Source organism: Rhodoferax sp., from assembly GCF_023700745.1.
Lineage (GTDB): Bacteria > Pseudomonadota > Gammaproteobacteria > Burkholderiales > Burkholderiaceae_C > Rhodoferax.
Genome location: NZ_JAMPYG010000007.1, coordinates 100697 through 120407 on the forward strand (window position 1 = coordinate 100697; position 19711 = coordinate 120407).

General features: G+C 62.8%; 6 protein-coding genes (1 of these 6 only partly in view). 2 read left to right on the forward strand and 4 right to left on the reverse strand.

The features are described from left to right. Positions 1-10852: the start of an LEPR-XLL domain-containing protein gene (locus NDJ10_RS07890; RefSeq protein WP_296160870.1), read on the reverse strand. It extends 31076 nt beyond the left edge of the window; the window shows 10852 of its 41928 coding nt (coding positions 1-10852); the start codon lies at positions 10850-10852; its stop codon lies off the left edge, out of view. Positions 10853-11178: 326 nt separating this feature from the next. On the opposite strand from NDJ10_RS07890, the gene NDJ10_RS07895 reads away from it, so the two are divergent. Together NDJ10_RS07895 and NDJ10_RS07900 are read left to right on the forward strand one after the other, a co-directional pair. Further along, on the forward strand, positions 11179-13251 hold the full coding sequence (locus NDJ10_RS07895) for a ferrous iron transporter B (protein ID WP_296160872.1): 2073 nt from the start codon (positions 11179-11181) through the stop codon (positions 13249-13251). A 120-nt stretch (positions 13252-13371) separates the two neighbouring features. Next, positions 13372-14115, forward strand: coding sequence for a TerC family protein (locus NDJ10_RS07900; protein WP_296160875.1), 744 nt, complete (start codon positions 13372-13374; stop codon positions 14113-14115). Positions 14116-14136: 21 nt separating this feature from the next. Here NDJ10_RS07900 and NDJ10_RS07905 read toward each other — a convergent pair whose 3' ends face one another. The 3 genes from NDJ10_RS07905 to NDJ10_RS07915 form a co-directional block, all read right to left on the reverse strand. Further along, positions 14137-17280, reverse strand: coding sequence for an EAL domain-containing protein (locus tag NDJ10_RS07905; RefSeq protein WP_296160877.1), 3144 nt, complete (start codon positions 17278-17280; stop codon positions 14137-14139). A gap of 302 nt (positions 17281-17582) precedes the next feature. Next, on the reverse strand, positions 17583-19463 hold the full coding sequence (locus NDJ10_RS07910; RefSeq protein WP_296160879.1) for a ferrous iron transporter B: 1881 nt from the start codon (positions 19461-19463) through the stop codon (positions 17583-17585). Next, on the reverse strand, positions 19460-19690 hold the full coding sequence (locus tag NDJ10_RS07915; protein ID WP_296160881.1) for a FeoA family protein: 231 nt from the start codon (positions 19688-19690) through the stop codon (positions 19460-19462). The genes NDJ10_RS07910 and NDJ10_RS07915 overlap by 4 nt, the downstream gene beginning before the upstream one ends. Positions 19691-19711 lie beyond the last annotated feature (21 nt).

Here is a 19711-nt window from a genome sequence, read left to right on the forward strand (position 1 = left end):
GGAGCGCCTGGGTGGTCAGGTCAATGTCGTTGAGCGTGATCGCCACGTTTGCGCTGACGCCGACGGCGGCGCCGCTCTGCGAGGACGACACGGTCAAGCCCACACCGAAGGCAGTCGCGTCGATCGAGGCCGTGTTGGAGGCGCTGATCTCGACGTCTTGCCCGGTCGCCGTGATGGTCGTGTCGTCGACCTGTGCAATGACCGAGGCATCGACCTTGTTGATCGTGACGGCCGCGCCCAACGCCACGCCCACCTTCGACCCGCTACCGCTGCCGGCGTTGATCGCCACCGACACCGACCCGGTGAGGGCGTCGATGGTCGATGCGTCCGAGGCGTTGACCTTGACCGGCCCGGTCACGACGATCTCGCTCCTGGACACGACGGCATTGACGTCGGACGTGATTTCGTTGCCCGAACCCGAGCCGGCGCCGGCAAGCGCCAGCGTGCCGCTGCCCGACGAGAGCGAGCCCGACAGGCCGAAGGTGAGGGCATCGATATCCGAGGTCGACTCGGCCTCGACCGTGAAGGCTGCCGAATCCACATCGGCGCGGTCGATCCTGGCCGTCGTGGTCTTGGTGATGTGGTTTACCGCGACCGAGGCGCCAATGGCCACGGCCCCGACGTTGTTGCCGCTGCTGGCCGTCGACACCGCCACTGCGCCCGAACCGGCGTCGGCGTTGACGTGGCTGTTGTCCAGTGCGTTCACCGAGACCGCGCCGCCGGCGGCGTTGACGATCTCGATGCCGGACGGATTGGTGATGCTCGCCTCTGTGGTGGCGACGATGTAGTTGCCCGACCCGGCGCCTGCACCAGACATCGCCGTCGAGCTGTTCGAAAACGTGCCGGAACCGGCAATCGTCAGTGCGTCGATCGAGGCCTTGTTGCTGGCGTCGATGTCGACGCTGGCGGCCGTGATCGGCGTGTCGGTCACCGTCGCCTTGATGGTCTGGGTGATGTCATTGACCGCCACGGAGGCGCCGATGCCGATCGCGGGATTGCCAGAGCCGCTTGACTGGCCTGTGGCGACCGCGATGGCCGCCGCACCCGAGTCGGCCACGATGTCCGAGTTGTCCTCGGCGTTGACGACGAGCCCGCCAGTCGTGGTGATCGCGCTGTCTGCGCCGACTTCCGCCAGCACCTCGCTCGTGACGATGTCCACGATGACCGCACCGGCCCCCGCGAACTTGACGCCGCTGGTGTTCTTGTTGCCGGAAGACTGTTGATTTCCGGTGGAGACCACCCCGGCCACCGCGATGGCCAGCGCATCGATGTCGTTCTTGCCGCTGGCGTCGAAAGTGACGCCGCCGCTGGCGTTGAGTGTGTTGTCGCCCAGCGCTTGCGCCCAGGTCGAACTCTCAACCACGTTGACCACCACCGAGCCGGTGACGCCCGCGTCCCCATTCAGGCTGAAGGCCAGGCCACCCGCCACATTGCCGATGTTCGTCTCGTCCGTGGCACGCACCAGGATACCCTGGTCCGCATGCGCGCCTGTGTTGTCTGCATTGACATCGACGTCGTCGCCCAGCACGGCCTTGGTCTCGCCGAGGACCACTGCCACGGTCACGGAACCTGCGAGGCCCACCTTGGTGCCGCCGCCACTGTTCGTGCTGCCGCCGCCGCCGCCGTTCTGGCCGCTGCCGCCCTGCTTGCCCTGGTTGTCCTGGCCCAGCGAGGCCGAGGCTGCAATCGCCAGCATGAAGATGTCGTCGTGGCTCGTGGCCGTCACGGCCAGGCCGCGCGCCATTGTGTCGATCGAAGCGCCCAGCGGCGGATCACCATCGACTACGGGCTCGACCGTGTTGAAGTTGCCGGAGGCAACGTTGATCGCGTCGCCGTTCCCCCTTGCGGTCACATCGGTGCCGTCGCCCACCAGGGCGAGCGTGTCGTCAATGTCGACGACGACGCCGACCGAAATGCCGACGGCCGATTCGCTCAGCGACACGCCGAGGGATCCGGCATAGCTGTCGACTTCGGTACGCGACACCGCTGCCACTTCGACGCTGCCGTCAGCGTCGATCGTCGCCGCCCCTGTGGTCTGGCTGTTGAGATCGTCGTTCACCAGCGCGCGGGTGTTGGTGATGTTCACCAGCACGTTCAGCGAGCCCGCCCCTGAGGCGCTCGAGCCCCCGCCTGCGTTGACGGCAAGCTGGAAGAACTCATCGGACGCTTCTGCCTCGACGATCACGTTGCCGCCGGCGTCGATCATCGTGGGCGCGGCGAGCGTGCCGCCCTCGATCGCCGCCTCGGTGGTGGACAGGTGCACGCCCACGTTGAGGCCGATGCCCACGCCGCTGCCGGGTTCCTTGCCCGAGTTGAGCGAGACACCGAGCGAACCAGCCACATCGACCAGCCTGACGTCGCTCGACGCCGTGACCGCAACGTCGCCACCCGCGTCGACATCCGCGCCGGCGCCGATGCTGGCCCGCGTCGTCGGGCTGATGATGTTGATGGTGGCCGATCCGGCCCCGGCATCGCCGCCGGAACCGATGGCTGCGCCGATGGCCAGCGAGGTGACGTCCAGGCCCGTCTCGACCTCCTTGACGATGGGGGTGATGATCTCGAGCGGGCTCAACGAGCTGGAGGCACTGACGCTCACGTCGCCGTCAGCGTCGACCTTGGCACCGCTGCCGATCCGGGCCAGCGTGTTGTAGTCCGCCACGCCGATGGTGACTGCCGCGCCGACGGTCGTGTCGGAGCCGTTCTGACCTTGACCATTGCCGGACGACCAGACCAGCGCACCGCCGCCGGCGATGTTCTGCATGCCGATGTCCTGGCGCGCGGTGACGGCGACATCGCCCGAGGACGCCGTGACGTACGCCCCGTCGGCAATCTCGGCGCTGAAGGTGTTTGGGTCGTTGGTGGCGGGCGAGCCGTAGACGGTGAAGGCCACGGCGCCGGCAATGCCGAGGCTGGAACTGTCGCCACCGGTGCCTTGGCCGGTGTTGGTTCCGGTGTTGCCGGCATCGGTGCCGCCGCTGCTGCTGCCGCCGCCGCTGCTCTGCTGCGAGCCAGCCCCGGAGAGCGCCAGGGCCTTGAATTCGTTCATTTCGCCGGCCGTCGTGCCGGCCTCAACCGTCACAGAACCCGCGACGGTCGTGCCGTTGCCCAGGTAGGCGTTCGCATCCAGCAGCGCCACGTTGAACGCCACGGCGGCGCTCACGTTGTCCGATTCGGACGAGCTCTGGGTGAAGGCCAGGCTCACTGCTTCGGCCTGCGCGTCTGTGTCGCTGATCGCCTTGACCGATAGGTCGCCGCTGGCGTCGATGGTCAGGCCATCGGCGATCTCCGCCGTCACGTCCGACACGATCACCGCGCCGCCGATCGAGGCGGCAATGCGCAGCACGCCACCGGACGTCTGGGTGCTCGACTGGCTGGCGTTGGTGTTGCCCTGCCCCTGCTGCCCGCCCGGATTGTTGGTCTGGCTCTGCGACTGGTTGTTGGCGTTCGCAACCTCGGTCTGCGGGGTCGGCTCGGTCAGGCTGGAATTGGTGCGCGCATTGGCGAAGTCCGTCTGTGACTTGGTCTGCTGCTGAGAGGTCTGGCCTCCGTCGGTAGCGTTCTTTTCGCCCTTGGCGCTGGCGGTGGCAAGCACGGTTGCGGTGATGGCGCCCTTGGCCTCGACCTTGACGTCATCCGCGGTGGCCGCACCCGTCGAGACGCTGCGCTCCAGGCGAGCGCTCACGTCGTCCTCGGCCCAGCCGAGCGCGATCGCGGCACCAACACCGGTGCCGCCCTTGCCAGTGACCTCGGCGTTCGCTTCGGTGGTCTGGCGCAGGGCGTTGTCTGCGGTGATCGCAAAGTCACCGTCGACCTGAAGGTCCGAGCCCGCGAGCACGCGCGCGTCGGTGTCGTTGTTCGAGATGCCGAGCGCGATCGCGCCGGCGACCGCGGTGCCGTTCGATGCCGTACCGGCACCCGCCAGCGTGACGACCGTGTGGTCGCCGTTGGCATCGACGCTCAGGTCGCCTGCCGTGCCCGAGACCGTGGCCGAGCCGCTGATCTGGGCATCGGTGTCGTACTCGCTGTAGCCGATGGCAAAGCCCAAGCCCACGCCGGTGGTCGAGCCGGTGGCCGCCGTGCCCGGCAGCGCGCGCGTGAGCGTCAGGCTGGTCGCGTCGGCCTGGATGGTCGAGGCGCCGATATCCGCATTGCCGTCGTTGACGCCCTCGGCGATGGTGATTTCCGCGTTGTCGCCGTACTCGCCAACCGTGTTGGCGATCACGATGTTGACCGCCACATGCCCGGCCACGCCTGTCTTGCCGCCGGCGGCGCCGGAGCGCGCGTCCACGCTGGCCGTATGGCTCGCATTCACGAACGCATGGTTGTCGCCGATGCCAGCGTCAGTCAACTCGATCGCCTCACCTTTCACCGCATTCTCGAAGCTGCTGGCGAGCTTCAACTGGCCGCCCTTGACGATGGCGTAATAGGTTTCATCCGCCGTGAGTCCGCCAATGGCCGTGCTCCCGGCACCGACCTTGTAGATCACCGCGTCGCCGGTGGTCAGACCGTTTGTGTCGCCGAAATCGATCTCGAAGTGGTCGCCGTTCGGGTCGAAAGTGACGTCGTCGACCGGGTCGAGCAAGGTGCCTTCGCGGTCGAGGACGTGTGCGTCGCCGAGGTCGACCGGATCGTCCAGGTCGATCGCCTTGCCGTCCTTGGCGTCTTGCTCAGACGCGGCAAGCTGGATGCGGCCGTCGCCCTTGACGATGACCCAATAATCGGTGTTGTCGGTCAGGCCGCCGATGGCAGTCCCGCCGCTGCCCATCTTGTACTTGACCTTCTCGGCGTCCTTGAACAGGTCTTCCGGGTCGCCGACGTAGATCGTGTCGGCGTCCTTGTCGACGATAGGCTTGGCGGTGACTTCGACGTCGTACGCGCGCTCGGCCATCAGGGCCTGGACCGAGACGCCGTCGCCGGTGACGGTGGCGTTATTGATCGTGGCAATGTTGTCGATGTGCGCGACATTGACACCCACCGCTGCACCGATGTTGGTGCTGTCGGAGGCCTTGCCGGCCGCGCGGCCGTCGGCCGTGGCAGCGGAATCGGCATTGGCTTCGCTCTTCACCGTGACCGCACCGTCGGCATTCACACTGGCGGTGCCGCCGTTCTGACCGGCAATCTCGGCGCGTGCGGTGGTGCTGGCCACGTTGATCGAGATGGCTGCCGCGACGCTGATCGGGCCGCTCGAGGTGTCGCTGCTCGGTGCCGCGTTGCCTTGGCTGTTGGTATTGCGGCTGTTGGCCTGCGTGGTCTGGGCATCCGCCTGCTGCTGGACACCGTCGGTCTGCGTTCCGCTCTGGTCGGAGCCCTTGCTGCCCTTGGCGCTGGCCTTGGCATCCGCGCTCGACGAGGTGACTGCGCGCGCCGTGACGTCCACACCACCCGCGGTGGTGGTCACGCTGCCTGCCACGCGAGCCAGTGCCTTGTCTTCCACGATGACGAGGCCGAGCGCGGCACCGACCGCGGCCTTGGTCCCGTCGGCGCTGCCTTCGACAGCGGCCGAGGTGTCGGCCGTGAGCGCGGCGGCGACCGTGACGTCGCCTGTGGCGTTGACGCTGGCGTCCGTACCGATCGTCGCGCTGGCCGTGTTCTGCACCACCACGATGCTCACGACAGGCGTGATGGCCGTGCCGCCTTCAGAGCCGCCAATGGCGTTGGCGTTCGCCTCGTGCTCGTCGCTCGCGGAAACGGTAACGTCTTTCGCACCAGTAACCGTTGCATGGTCGAGGACGGCGGTCGTGACCGTGTCCGCTGCATTGATGGCAATGGAAGCGCCAACGCCGGTGGTGCTGCCGGTCTGCTTGGTCTGTTGGGTCTGGCTGCCCTCGCCCTGTGTCGTCGTGGCCGGCTGCTCCTGCTCGGCCGGCTGTTCGCCCTTCTCCTGGGCGGCCTCGCCCGAAGCGAGGCTGCCGCTCTTGGATTCTGCCTTCACGACGAGATCGCCACCGCTCAAGGCGACGGTGACGGTCGAGCTTGCGTCGAGCGTAGCCAGGGTGTGGATGTTCGAGACATTCAGCGCAAAGGAGCCGGCCACGCCGACGTTGCCGCCGCTCGCGCCCGAGGTTGCCTTCGCCGAGAAGTCGTGCATGTCGTCGCCGTCGCGCTCGAACATGCCGGCCTCGATGGCCAGGCCCTCGGCTGTGACCGTCGAGTTGGTGAGACTCGCCGCGACCGTGCCGTTGGCGACGTTGATGGACACGGCGGCGCCGACGGTGGCATCGCCTTCCTTCGAATTCGAGGCTTCGCCGGACGCCTCGGCGCCCGCGTCCATGTTGCCCAGCGCCTTGACCTCGACCGCCTTGTCGGCATCAATGGTCACACCGGCCACGTTGGCGGTGGCGTTGAAAGTGCCGATGTTCAGGCCGATGGCTGCGGCCACCGAGATCGGGCCGTCGGAGGTGGAGGCGCCTTCGGGGTTGGTGGTGGTGCCGGTGCCTGTGTTGCCGGAAGTGCGCGTGGCCGTCTGGGCGTTGGCGGTGTTGAGCTGGCTCTGCGAGGCCTCGCTCACGCCAGAGTCGTCGGTGCTTCCCTCGGCGCCGTCGTCTTCCTTGGCACCGGTCGCCGAGGCAGCCGCCTGGGTGCGCGAGGCCGCGGCGCCCTGTGTCGTGACCGCCACGCCGCCACCGGTCGAGGTCACGTCGCGCGACAGGCTGGCGCTAACCGTATCTTCGGCCACGGTCAGGCCAAACGAGATGCCGACCGCGGCCTTGGATCCGGTGGCGTCGCCCTTGGCGACCGTCACCGAGTCGGCCACGTGCGTGGCGCTGATGGCCAGATCGCCGCTGATCTCGAGCGTGGCGCCGTCGGCCACTGAGGCCGTGGTGTCGTTCATGGCCACCGAAATGCCGACCACCGGCGACACGGCAGTGCCGCCCTCGGCACCGCCTTCCACGTCGGTGCGCATGCCGTAGGCGCCATCGGCGCTGACGCTGATGTCGCCAGGCGTGCCGGTGACGGAATCCACCACCGCTGCGCCTTCAATGGCGGCGGTGGTGCTGTGATCGGCGATGTTGAGCGCAAAGGACGCACCCACTCCGACGTTGCCGGCGCCCGACTGCTGGGCGCCCGCATCGGCGCCGGCCATGGTGTCGGACCTGGCCGTGACGGTCAGTGCGCCTGTGTCGGCTGGTACCCCACCGCCATCGACCATCACCACCGTCGAGCCGTCCGTGAGAGCGGCGCGCGCGTTGACTTCGGTCACGTTGATGGCTATCGAGCCGGCGATGCCGAGGTTGCCGCCACTGGCGCCCGAGGTCGCATCCGCCGCGGCGCGGCTGGTGTGCTCGGTCATGGTGTGGTCGGTGCCGGTGCCCGCACCGGTGATCTCGACGGCCTTGCCATCGAACGCGTCGTCGCGTGAGGCGGCGAGCTTGAGGTCGCCTTCGGCGTCGATGATCACGAAATAGATGTCGCCATCGGTCAGGCCGCCGATATCGCTGCCGCTACCGTTGGCGTAGACGATCTCGTCGCCGGTGCGTAGGGCAGCGGAATCGTCCGAAGTCAGCGCGAAGACGTCCTTGGCCGGGTCGAACGTAATGTCTTCCTTGCCGGTGCGCTGCAGCTTGTGGCCGGTGCCCGCGCCCTGGTCGGTCAGGTCGCACCGCCCGGTGGTGTTGGCCGTGTCCTCGGCCTCTGCCTTGGAAGCGTATAGCTCAATCCGGCCGTTGCCAACGTCGCGCACATAGTACTTGGTGGCGCCGTCGTCGTCGGTCAGGCCAGTGATGCTGGTGCCGCCCCCGTTGTCGTAGGTCACCTCGTCGCCGGTGGACAAGCCCGCGTCCTCGCCGACGAAGATCGTGTCCGCGTCGACGTCCACGGTTTCGCTCGTCGCCACCCCGAGGCCCATCGAGCGATCGACCATGCCGGCCTCGACGGTCAGGCCATCGGCGGTGATGGTGGCGTTGCCGGTCGTGGCGTCGGTCTTGACGTTCGCCACGTTGATCGACACCGCTGCGCCGACCGTGCCGGACGTGCCGTTCGACGCGCTGCCGTCGGCCTCGGCCCAGGTGTCGACGTTGCTCAGAGCCCGCAAGCTGGCGGCGCCACCGGCAGTGATCAAGACGGCATCACCCAGTTCCGTGGTGATCTTCGTCGTCTGCACGCTGATCGAGATCGCGGCGGCGACCGAGATCGAGCCGTCACCGCTGGAGGCATCTGGAGCGTCCGTGGTGCCCGAGGAGCCGCCTGCGCGGCTCGTCGACTGCGCGTTGGCGAAGTCGATCTGGCTGTTGCTCTGGTCGTTGACACCGTCCGAATTCGCGCCGTCGTCTTCTTCAGCGCCAGCGGCGCTCGCCTTGGCGTTGGTACGCGAGCGCGAAGTCCCTTGCGACAGGACAGCGACGCCACCCGTCGCCGAGATGCTACGCATCAAGGCCACGCCCACCGCCTCTTCCGCAATCGTCAGACCGAGCGAGGCACCGACCGCAGTGCTGGTACCCTTGGCGGCGCCTTCGGCGTTGGTGCTGGCCTCGCCTTCGTGAATCGCCTCGAGCGCCAGAGAGCCGGACATGCTCAACGGTCCACCCGTGCCAATTTCAGCACCGGTGTCATCAAAGATCAAGCCAATCGCGACCACCGGCGTGATGGCCGTGCCTCCAGCCGATCCGCCCTCCGCCGTGGTGTCAATATCGTTCCTGGACGTCGCTGACAGCGAGACATCGTGCGCACCTGTGACCCCGGCGCCAGTGCCGACCTTGGCCAAGGTATCGGTGTCCACGATGGCCAACGCCACCGACGCGCCAACACCGGTGCCGCCGCCTTCCTGCTTGCCGGTGGACTTGACCATGCTCTCGACGAAATTCTCGGCGTTCACCACAACGTTGCCGCCGCCAGTGATGGTCACCACCGTGCCGTCGCGAACGGTGGCGGAGGCGTCGCTGATGACCACCCCAATGGCCAGGGCGCCCGCAACACCGGTGGCACCGCCGCTGGCACCGGCGATGGCCGTCACACCAAAGCGGTTGAGCTTGCTGACGTCGGTAAAGCTGTGGCCACTGGCACTGCCGTCACCGGTCAGGGTGACGAGTCCGGTGGCATCCCCGGCAATGGCGTCTTCGGCGCTGGTGCTGTAGAGCTTGATGGTGCCGTCGTCCTGCACCGCCACGAAGTAGCTGTCGCCGTCGGTCAAGCCACCAATGGCATCGACAGCAGTGCCCTGCTCGTAAACAATTTCATCCCCCGTGATTAGCCCGTGGCCCCCATCAAGCAGGGTGATGGTGTTGTCGGCAACCGTAACGTCGGCCTGGTCAAAACTCAGGGGCGCGCGTTCCCCCATCAAGGCGGTCACGTTCAAGCCACCGGCCGTCAAACCGCTGCCGTCCACATAGGCGTGGTTGTCCAACACATCGACACCAATGGCCGCCGCAATGCCGACCGAAGTCCCAGAGCCTGTGGTGTTGCTGCCATCTGCGCTGGTCTGCGCCTTGTTGACGCTTTGGGACGCCACATTAAGGAAGCCTGCAGAAATAACATGGCCCGATGTATTGACAAAGGCCTGGATGGAATTGGTCAGGACGCCCACCGCCACAGCGCCAGCCAGCGACAAATCGCCGTCGGAAGTGGCGGCGTCGTTATCCTTCAGTGCCTTCTGCGACTTGTTGTCCGGTGTTCCTGGCGTCGTTTCTGTCCCGGCCGTAGCCCCTCCGGCAGTGGACTTGGCCAGTGCGGTCAGGGTGTTCTGCGATGAGGCCAAAACAGCCACCGAGGCTGCATCCACGGTTGCGCTGCCTGCAATGGAGGCTTCGGTGCCGCCCGTGATCACGGCCAGGCCAAGTGTGGCACCGGCCCCGCCCGGCGTGCCGTCGGCCAGCGCGGCACCAATGACCACGTTGTCTGCCATCAGATTGAACGCACCGGTGACGTCAAGATTGGCCGAGCCGGCGACCCGTGCGAAGGCGTCGCTGTTGATGATGACACTGGCCACAGCCGCGTCGGTATCGGTGGTGGTCTTTGTCGAAAGGGACTTCAACGACGCGATAGCGCGAACATCGGATGTAGCGATCGCCGTTAAAGCACCGGATGTGGTGATGTGCGCCCCGCTGCCAATGTTCACTTCAGCGGACGAATCGGCATAAATAAAGGCAAGCTGAAAGGCGCTGATGCCAAGGCTGGCGTTGTCGAGTGTCAGGGTCGAGGTGGCCATCAGGGTCACATCGTTGGCATTGAGCACGCCATTGATATTGATGTCTGCATCGGCATCGGCGTAAAAATCATTGGGGGTGAGCGAATCGGGTGGCAGGCCGGTGTCGGTCATGGCGACCGTGAGCGCGATATCGTCGTCGGGATCGCTGAGCGTCAGCGAGCCCGTGACAGAAATATCGGCATCCGATACCACGCTCAGGCTGTAGCCGAGTGAAGCCGTGCCGGACAGAATGACTGTGTCGCTGAACACATCTTGAAAACCACCAGCGAAGTTGATCGTGAGTGCGTCACCGGTAGGCGTCAACAAGCCCAGGGTCGAGAGGTCGATGGTGACGGTGTCAGCAAATAGCGAACCCCCACCCGAGCGCGAAATGTTGATGGTGTTCTCGTTCGCCAAAATGGACGAGGAAAAAACTTCATTGCTGAGATTACCGGTCTGCAACAACTTGACCTTCAGACCGCTGTCATTTACAACTTGCAGCGTCAAGTTGGTGACCGCAGTATCCCCTGCGTTTGCTAAATCCGGATAACTGATATCCGCCGACAGCAGCAACCGCGGCTCCACCGGTTCCATGGAAAAGTCCAGACGCTTGGGTGTTTTTCGGTCATGAAAATGGGAAACGTGAGGGTGCTTGGGTCGGAAGGCCTCGCTCAAATAACCAGCCAGCGACGAGCGCTCGAAAAGCTTGCGGACGGTGTGCAGTGTCTTCATGACCGACTCCTTATCTTGCCCTTGGATCCCGCTCCTGTTTATTTTTAAATAAACAGGAAATTAATTACCAAAAATTAATAGACATTAATAACATTTACCAAAAATAATCAAATACTTTGATTTCAATCAATACTTGAATTAAAAAAACATTATTAGCATTCACCTAACTGCCGTCTACCTTTGTTAATGCAAGCGTTACAAACATTTACAACTTTCCGCACTTAATTTACGGCATCACCCATCAGTCTTTACGCAATACCTGCCTTTACTTCAGTAACACACCCCATCAACAAGCCATTCCCCCCTGGTTGACAATACAGCCACACATGGCAGCCAAGCACAAGCAGACAAAACATGCAGACACAGCTGTGCCTGAGCACAGCATCCTGCTCCACACCCCGCTGCTACGCGGCGCGCGACGCCTGCGCATTGCCTTGGTCGGCTTGCAGGGCGCTGGCAAGACCACGCTGTTCAAGGCGGTCTCCAGCACCGCGCCACAAACCGGCGAGCTCACCAACACCCACCGCATTTACCGCAGCTGCACGGTGCAAATTGGCCTGGACGAAGCCAGTGTGGTGGACCTGCCGAGCCTGAGCGCGCTGCACCCCCTGCAAGACGAGGACCTGGGCACGCTCAAGTACCTGCTATGGGGTAACGAGCGTCCGCCGATCACTGCCCACGAGTCCGGTGCCGCGCCGGCGCCTTTCGAGCCGCCCGACCTGATCGTGCAAGTGATCGACGCCACCAATCTGCAAAGCCAGCTTGAACTGACTCTTGAATTGAGCCAGTTGGGGCGCCCGGTGGTGCTGGCGCTCAACCACATGGACGAGGTGCGCCGCAAGGGCCTGCACATCAACCTGCGGGCGCTGTCAAGCCAGTTGGGCATGCCCGTAGTGCCGATCTCCGCACGCATGGGTCAAGGCATTGCCGATCTTTTCAGAACGGCCGTAGCCACGGCGCGCCAGGCCATCTGCTCACTGCCGCAGGCATCAAGTCCACACATTGCCAGCAGCCTGGAGGCGCTGAACACCGCACTCAAGCAGCCCGGCATTGCTGCCGCTTTTCGCGTACCCCATCAGTTTTTGCTGATGTTGTTTGCCTCCGGACATGCTTATATCGAACGTGAATTGCAAGAGCACTTTGGCCCCTTGATGCCGTCCTTGCTGTCGCTGCGTGCGGCCTCCGGGCTGGGTTTGCCGCGCCCGCTGGCCGAAGAAATCCATGCTGACCGGCACCACCGCGCCGCCACCATTTTTGAGTCGGCGCTGCGACCGGGACCCCATGAAAAAGAGCACGGCTGGCGCTTCTGGCTGGACGCGTTCATGCTGCACCGGCAATGGGGTCTGTTGGCCAGCCTGGCGGTGTTTGCCGGGGTGCTGTTTGTAGTGTTCGAGGTCAGCGGCTGGATCGACAGCCAAACCACACAGCGCCTCATTGAGGTCAGCAGCGGCTGGCAACCGCAGTCCACCGCCGGGGTGGTCGGGCGCGCCATTGCCGATGGTTTCATCGGACTGATCGGCATCGTGGTGCCCTACATGCTGCCGCTGTTGCTGTTGCTGATCGCGCTTGAAGAAATGGGACTGATGCACCGCATTGCCTTTGTGGTGGACCGGGGTTTTCACAAAATCGGCCTGCACGGTGGCGTGGCCGTGCCGTTTTTGCTGGGCCTGGGCTGCAATGTGCCGGCGATCTCTGCCGTGGCACGCAGCACATCGGGCCGCGAACGCCTGATTGCCTCGGTGCTGATCGCATTTGTGCCCTGTTCGGCGCGCTCGGCCATCATTTTGGCGGTAGCGGGCAAGTACCTCGGCGTGCTGGGCGTGATTGGCATCTACGCACTGACGCTGTTGCTGATCGCCGTCATGGGTCTGATCCTGTCGCATCGGCAAAGCGAGGTGGGGCCGGGGCAGGTACAAGAGATTCCACCTTACACCTTGCCCAACTGGCGTGCCATGCTGCATGAAACCTGGGCTCGCTCCAGTGATGTGCTCACCATCGTCACGCCGCTGCTGGTGGGGGGCAGCATCGTACTGGCACTGCTGGGCCATTTTGGCGCCGATGGCGTCATCAACACCTTGCTGACGCCGCTCACCCAGTGGTGGCTTGGCCTGCCGCTGGTGCTGGGCCTGCCGTTGCTGTTTGGCGTGCTGCGCAAGGAACTTTCACTGTTGATGATCTTTCAGGCCCTGGGCACCCAGGACATCGACACCGTGCTGCGACCGGTGCAGATCCTCACCCTGCTGGTGTTCATCACCTTCTACGTACCCTGCATCTCGACCTTTGCCATCATGAACAAAACGCTGGGGCGCAAGCAAGCCTGGTTTTCGGTGCTGCTTTCGGTGGGTGTGGCCCTGGTGCTCAGCGCGCTGGTGCGGATGGTGATGCGCGTGGTGGCATAAGCAGAGTTTTCCCGGATAAGCCTTAATACCTCTGTGGCTTCAACGCTGCCACAGGCACATCCCCTGCAGCAATTTCAGCAGGCCAGTAGACTTGTGGGCTTTACCTGAACCGAGACCGCAATGGAACTGCTCACCGACCCGAATATCTGGATCGCTTTCTTTATGCTCGCAGCCCTTGAAATTGTTCTGGGTATCGACAACATCATTTTCATCAGTATCCTGGTCGGTCGCCTGCCACCCGAGAAGCGGGATCTGGCGCGTCGTCTCGGGCTGGGTTTTGCCATGGTTTCGCGCATTGCCCTGCTGTTCAGCCTGGCCTGGGTCATGACCCTGACCAGTCCAATTTTTACGGTGGCGGCACAGGCCATCAGCGGCCGCGACCTGATCCTGCTCGGTGGCGGATTATTCCTGCTCTACAAGGCTTCGCACGAGATCTTCCTGGAAGTTGAAGCCCATCAGCCCAAGGAAGTCAGTGCCGGGGTCGACACCGTCAAAACCGGGGCCAGCCTGTTTTGGGGGACGATTGTGCAAATTGGCGTTGTGGACATTGTCTTTTCCCTTGACTCTGTGATTACCGCGGTGGGCATGGTGGACCAGATCGGTGTGATGGTGGCGGCCGTGATCGCATCGGTGGCTGTCATGATGTTTGCAGCCAAACCGATCGGTGAATTTGTAGACAGGCACCCTTCCATCAAGGTCCTGGCATTGGCATTTCTGACCATGGTAGGCACCCTGCTGGTCGCCGAGGCGTTTGACATGCATGTCCCGAAAGCCTACGTTTACACGGCCATGCTATTTTCCCTGGGGGTTGAGGCACTCAACATCAGGGCCCGCTCCAAGCGACTTGCCGCCCGCATGAGCTGATCCGGGGGCGTCAGGCCAAGCTCAGACCAGTTCGCGATGCTTCCAATTTCCGGATCGAAGCCACTTTTCACACCATACCGGGATTTGCAGTGCCGGCATGGGTTTTGCAATGCCGTAGCCCTGAACATGGCGGCAGCCTATCTGCAGCAGCACATCACATTGATCAAGGGTCTCCACACCCTCGGCAATGACCCTGCGACGAAAGGCAGCGGCAAGTTCCACGACGCCTTGCACGATACTCAGATCGTCCGGATCGCTCAGCATGTCGCGGACAAAAGTCTGGTCAATCTTGAGTGTGTCCACCGGCAACTTGCGCAGGTAGGTGAGCGATGAATAGCCGGTGCCAAAGTCATCCAGAGAGAAGCTCACGCCCAATTTTCGGCAACATTGCATGATGTGAATGGCCTGTTGCATGTCGCCAATGGCGGCCGTTTCCAGTACTTCAAGCTCAAGAGTTGAGGGCTTGGCCTCAGGATGCATGGACAGTGCCTGCGCGAGACGGACGCAGAAGTCGGGTTGCAGCAGGTGGTTGGCGCTGACGTTCACGCTGACCTTCATGTCGAGTCCTTGACTGTTCCAGACTTCAATCTGGGTCAGCGCCGTTTCAATAACCCACTCACCGAAAAGTTGCTCCAGCGGACTACCGTACAGGTGTGGCAGGAACTCGTTGGGCAACAACAGCCCTCGCTGCGGGTGCTGCCAGCGAATCAGGGCTTCCGCGCCGATGACCTCACCGCTGCTGATATCAACCTGAGGCTGGTAAAAAAGGACAAACTGTTGACCATTCAGTGCCTCCTTCAATTGCTCCAGTGTTTCAAGATGGCTCTGCACCCTGCGGTCAATCTCCAGGTCGAACAACTGGTAGCGATTCTTGCCAGCCTGTTTCGCCAGATACATGGCCTGGTCGGCGTGTCGCAGCAAGGTGTCGGGGTCGGCTTTGTCGTCAGGATACAGGCTGACCCCGATACTGGCCGTCACGCAAAGAACATGGCCACTGGCGTTGACGGGACGGCAAACGGCCTCCAGCACACGGTCAAGAATCATCGCGCATTCCTCGAAAGAACCCAGCTCGGAAAAAAGCAGGACAAATTCGTCTCCGGCAAGTCTTGACAACGTATCACCGGCGCGCAACACCGTCTTCAAATGGGCAGTCACACCAATCAGCAACTGGTCCCCCACCGGATGGCCCAGTTGATCATTGATGCGCTTGAAGCCATCAAGGTCCAGGAAACCGATTGCGCACAATTTACCACTGCGATCGGAATGAAGAATGGCTTGCTTCAAACGATCGGACAGCAAGCGGCGATTTGGCAGATCGGTCAAAGCATCGTAATTGGCCACCCGATCAAGCTCTGCTTCATGCGCCTTGATCTGCGTGATATCCGCGAACACACTGACGTAGTAGAGGATATTTCCCTTCGCATCACGGACCACCGAGATCGACTGCAAGACGGCATACAACTCACCCGACTTGCGTTTGTTCCAGATTTCACCGCGCCAGAAATCATGGTGATTCAGGGATTGCCAGAGTTCCTGATAGAACCGTGCATCGTGCCGGCCCGAAGAAAGCAGACGGGGCGAGCAGCCGTTCACCTCGGCTGCCTCATAGCCCGTGATGCGGGTGAAGGCGGGGTTCACTTTGGTGATCAGACCATCGGCATTGGTCACCATGATGCCTTCGTAGCTGCTCTCAAACACCACGCCGGCTTCACGCTGCGCCAGCTCCAGCAGCTTGCGCTCGGTCACGTCGGTGTGGGTGCCTGACATCATGAGCGGCGTTCCATCGTCGGCACGCGCCGTGATGCGCCCACGGGTCAGTATCCAGCGCCAGCGGCCATCCTTGGTCCTGGCGCGGAATTCAACTTCATGGCTGGCGGTTTCACCACGCATATGCCGCTCGATCGACGCCAGGGCGATGGACAAGTCCTCGGGATGTACCAGTTCGGGCCAATGGGCGGTATCGACCCGCATCTCGCCAGGTGCGTAGCCGAGCATGGTTTCCCAGCGTGCACTGACCTGAAAGTTGTTGGTCTGGAGGTTCCAGTCCCAATAACCCTGATCGGAACCTTCGAGCACGCGCGACAGTTGTTGTTCGCTTTCCTGCAATTGCCTTGTGCGTTCCTGGACGCGCTGTTCGAGCAGCAGGTTCTGCTCGCTGATGTTCTGTTTCGCCTGCCGGGCTACGGTCTCATCACGAAACACAAACACCACGCCAACCACATCGCCTGACATGCTGCGTATCGGGGCGGCGCTGTCTGCAATCGGGCGCTCGGAACCATCCCTGGCAATGAGAATCGTGTGATTGGCAAGCTCGTGGACCTCACCAGTGGCAAGCACCCTGGCCACTGGCACTTCTGCGGGCATGCGGGTTTGCTCATTGATGATACGGAACACGTCGTCAATGAAGCGCCCCCGTGCTTGCGGGAGAGCCCATCCAGTCAGTCTCACAGCAACGGGATTCATGCGCGTGATGCGTCCCTGGGTATCTGTGGCCATCACCGCATCCCCGATCGAATGCAGCGTTGTGGCCAGACTTTCTTCACTCTCAGCGAGCGCCCGCTGACTGGCCAGGGTTTCGCGGAATTGGCGCCGGATCAAAACATAAGTAGCTACCATCATGATAATCAGGGTGACCGATACCAGTACGCCGGTCCAGACCATGCGTTGACGCACATTGGACTGCGTGGTGCGGCGACTCTCCAGCAAGTCACGCTCCTGCACCTCCATGTCGGACAACACCTGATAGGCTCGTGTGCGAGTTTCCTGAAGCGGCGCACTGGCCACATACGCATTGGCGGCCTCCAGGCCTTGTGTTTTGCGCAGCTCTGTCACACGCGCTGCGATCGCGAGGCGTTCGTCGAGCACTTGGCGCAGTTGTGCCAGGTAAGCCTGCTGGCGAGGGTTGTCAATGATCAGATCTTTAAGTCTTCGCAACAGGATTTCACGCGACGCAACCGTTGCATCACGTTCGACAAGCTGTGCCGGATCTCCGGAAATCCTGTAATTTTGCGTATGGAGCTCAATCAGCACGGTGTCCGTTCTGACACGGGCCAGGTTGTTGAGCACCTGTTGGGTGTGCGCTACCCAGCGTGAGGCATTGGCCGCATCGTTTGCCACGACCCAGGTCACGGTCGAGAGCGTCGCCACAACAAGCATGGCTGCCATGAAGACAGCCAACACCTTCGATTCAAAACTTGCCAACAATTTCACCAGGTTTTGGCTTCAATAAGTTTCAATCCTTTGATTCTGACTTACTTTACCAACCTGAACGGCCCCATTTTGTAACAGAATCTTACGTATTCGGGCCGACCTTCCCGGGAATCAATGATCACACTTGCTGCAATGGTCACATGCATTGCGTTGTTGGCCACGGGATGGCCACAAACGACGCCACAGGAAACTGCAGGCCCATACGAGCGCAGCCAACACGACCGCCAGATCGAACAAGTTGAAAGAGGCCGTATTGATCATGACGCCACCCGGTAAGTGATCCATGATGCTGCGTAGGCGAGTGAGAACAGGAACGCGGCCATGCCAGCCGGCATGGCCCACCCGCCAACCTCCTTGCGCACCACGGCCAGCGTGGCCAGACATTGCGGGGCAAAAACAAACCAGACCAGCAAGGACAGACCCGTGGCCAGCGTCCAGTCGGCACCAATCAGGGGTGCCAGCGCCGTGCCGACATCGTCACCCACCTGCGACAAGGCATACACCGTTCCCAGAGCACTGACCACCACCTCGCGCGCGGCCAGACTCGGTATCAGTGCCACCGCAATTTGCCAGTTGAATCCGATCGGCTCGAACACCACCGAAAGTGCCCGACCAATGCGTCCGGCCATGCTGTACTCGATCGCGGTCTCGCTGAAGTCCGCCGGGGCTTGCGGGAAAGTGGACAGAAACCACAGGATCACCGTCAGCGCCAGGATGATGCCGCCGACATTGCGCAGAAAGATGGATGCGCGTTGCCAGAGGCCGATCAGGATGTCCTTGGCGCGTGGCCAGTGGTAGTCCGGCAGTTCCATCATCAACTGCGCCGTGGTCTGCGAACTGCCCCACAGCTTCACGATCCAGGCCACCAGCACGGCTGAAACAAGGCCAAACAGGTACAAGCCAAACAGCACCAGACCCTGCAGACCCATGCCCCAGACCGGGTGGTTGGGAATGAAGGCGCCAATGAGCAGGGCGTAAACCGGCAGCCGGGCCGAACAGGTCATCAAGGGCGCAATCAGGATCGTGACCCAGCGGGCACGGCGGTCGGCAATGGTGCGTGTGGCCATGATGCCCGGTACGGCGCAGGCAAAGCTGGAAAGCAGCGGGATGAATGACCGGCCCGACAAGCCCAGGCTGCCCATCAGGCGGTCCAGCAACAAGGCGGCGCGGGGCAGGTAGCCCGACTCTTCCAGCAACAGGATGAAGAAGAAGAGGATCAGGATTTGTGGCAGAAAGGCGAGCACGCCACCCACGCCGGCGATGACACCGTCAACCAGCAGGCTTTTGAGCAAGCCGTCTGAAAGCAGCGTGTTGACGCCCTGGACGATGATGCCGATGCCTTCCTCGATCAAGCCCATAGGCCACTCTGCCCAGGCGAACACCGCCTGGAAAATGAAAAACAGCAAGGTCAGCAAAATCATCGTGCCAACGACCGGATGCAACAGCCAATGGTCAAGACGGCGCGACCAGCGGTGCTCGGCCAGGGGCGCTTCCATGCCGGCTTCGACCAGCCAGGCCTGCGCCTGCTGGTCATCGGTCAACAAGGCGGCACGACCACCGGTTTCAGCCAGGCTTTCACGCGAGGATGATTGCCAGATTTCCGGCTGGTCCAGCAGGGCCCTGAGCGCGTCGGTTCCCTGCGCATGGATACCCGTGGCTTCAACCACCGGTACGCCCAGTGCCTGTTCAAGACGCCCGGCATCCAGTTCCCGGTTCTGGCCGCGCACCCGGTCCATCATGTTGAGCACGACGACGATGGGAACCTGCTCGCGTTTGAGCGCGGACACCAGCCGCAGCCCACGACGCAGCCGGGTGGCATCCAGAATCACGGCCGTGAGGTTGGGCGCACTGGTTTGCAAACTGTGCCCCAGCACCACCGCGCAGGCCACGGCTTCATCTTCGCTGCCGGCATTCAGGCTGTAAGTGCCTGGCAGGTCCACCACTGTGACCGAGCGGCCCGCGCTGGTTTTCATCAAGCCGCGCTTCATGTCCACGGTCACGCCAGCGTAGTTGGCCACTTTTTGCTTGGCTCCGGTCAAGCGGTTGAACAGCACGGTCTTGCCGCAGTTGGGATTGCCCAGCAGGGCCAGGGTCTTTTGCGCCAGACCCGCCATGTTGACGGTGGCGGTGGTACTCATGCTGCGGGCTCCAGCAATACCATCTGCGCTTCGCACGGGCGCAGCGCAAAGACCGCATCGCCCACTTGCACCACCAGTGCACCGCTGCTGAACCAGCTGCGCCGGAGTACCTTGACCTTTTCCAGCGGCAGAAAACCCAGCTCCTCCATGCGCTGGTTATGGCTGGATGTTGCCTGGATGCGATGCCATTGGCCGATGACGGCCTCTTTCAAATTCAATGTGAGCACGATAGTGTCCTTATAAATGAG

Excerpts from the sequence above, each read along its gene's own strand:
- NDJ10_RS07910 (WP_296160879.1), bottom strand. The coding sequence starts at position 19,463 with ATGAGTACCACCGCCACCGTCAACATGGCGGGTCTGGCGCAAAAGACC.
- NDJ10_RS07905 (WP_296160877.1), bottom strand. The coding sequence starts at position 17,280 with ATGGCAGCCATGCTTGTTGTGGCGACGCTCTCGACCGTGACCTGGGTC.
- NDJ10_RS07900 (WP_296160875.1), top strand. The coding sequence starts at position 13,372 with ATGGAACTGCTCACCGACCCGAATATCTGGATCGCTTTCTTTATGCTC.
- NDJ10_RS07895 (WP_296160872.1), top strand. The coding sequence starts at position 11,179 with ATGGCAGCCAAGCACAAGCAGACAAAACATGCAGACACAGCTGTGCCT.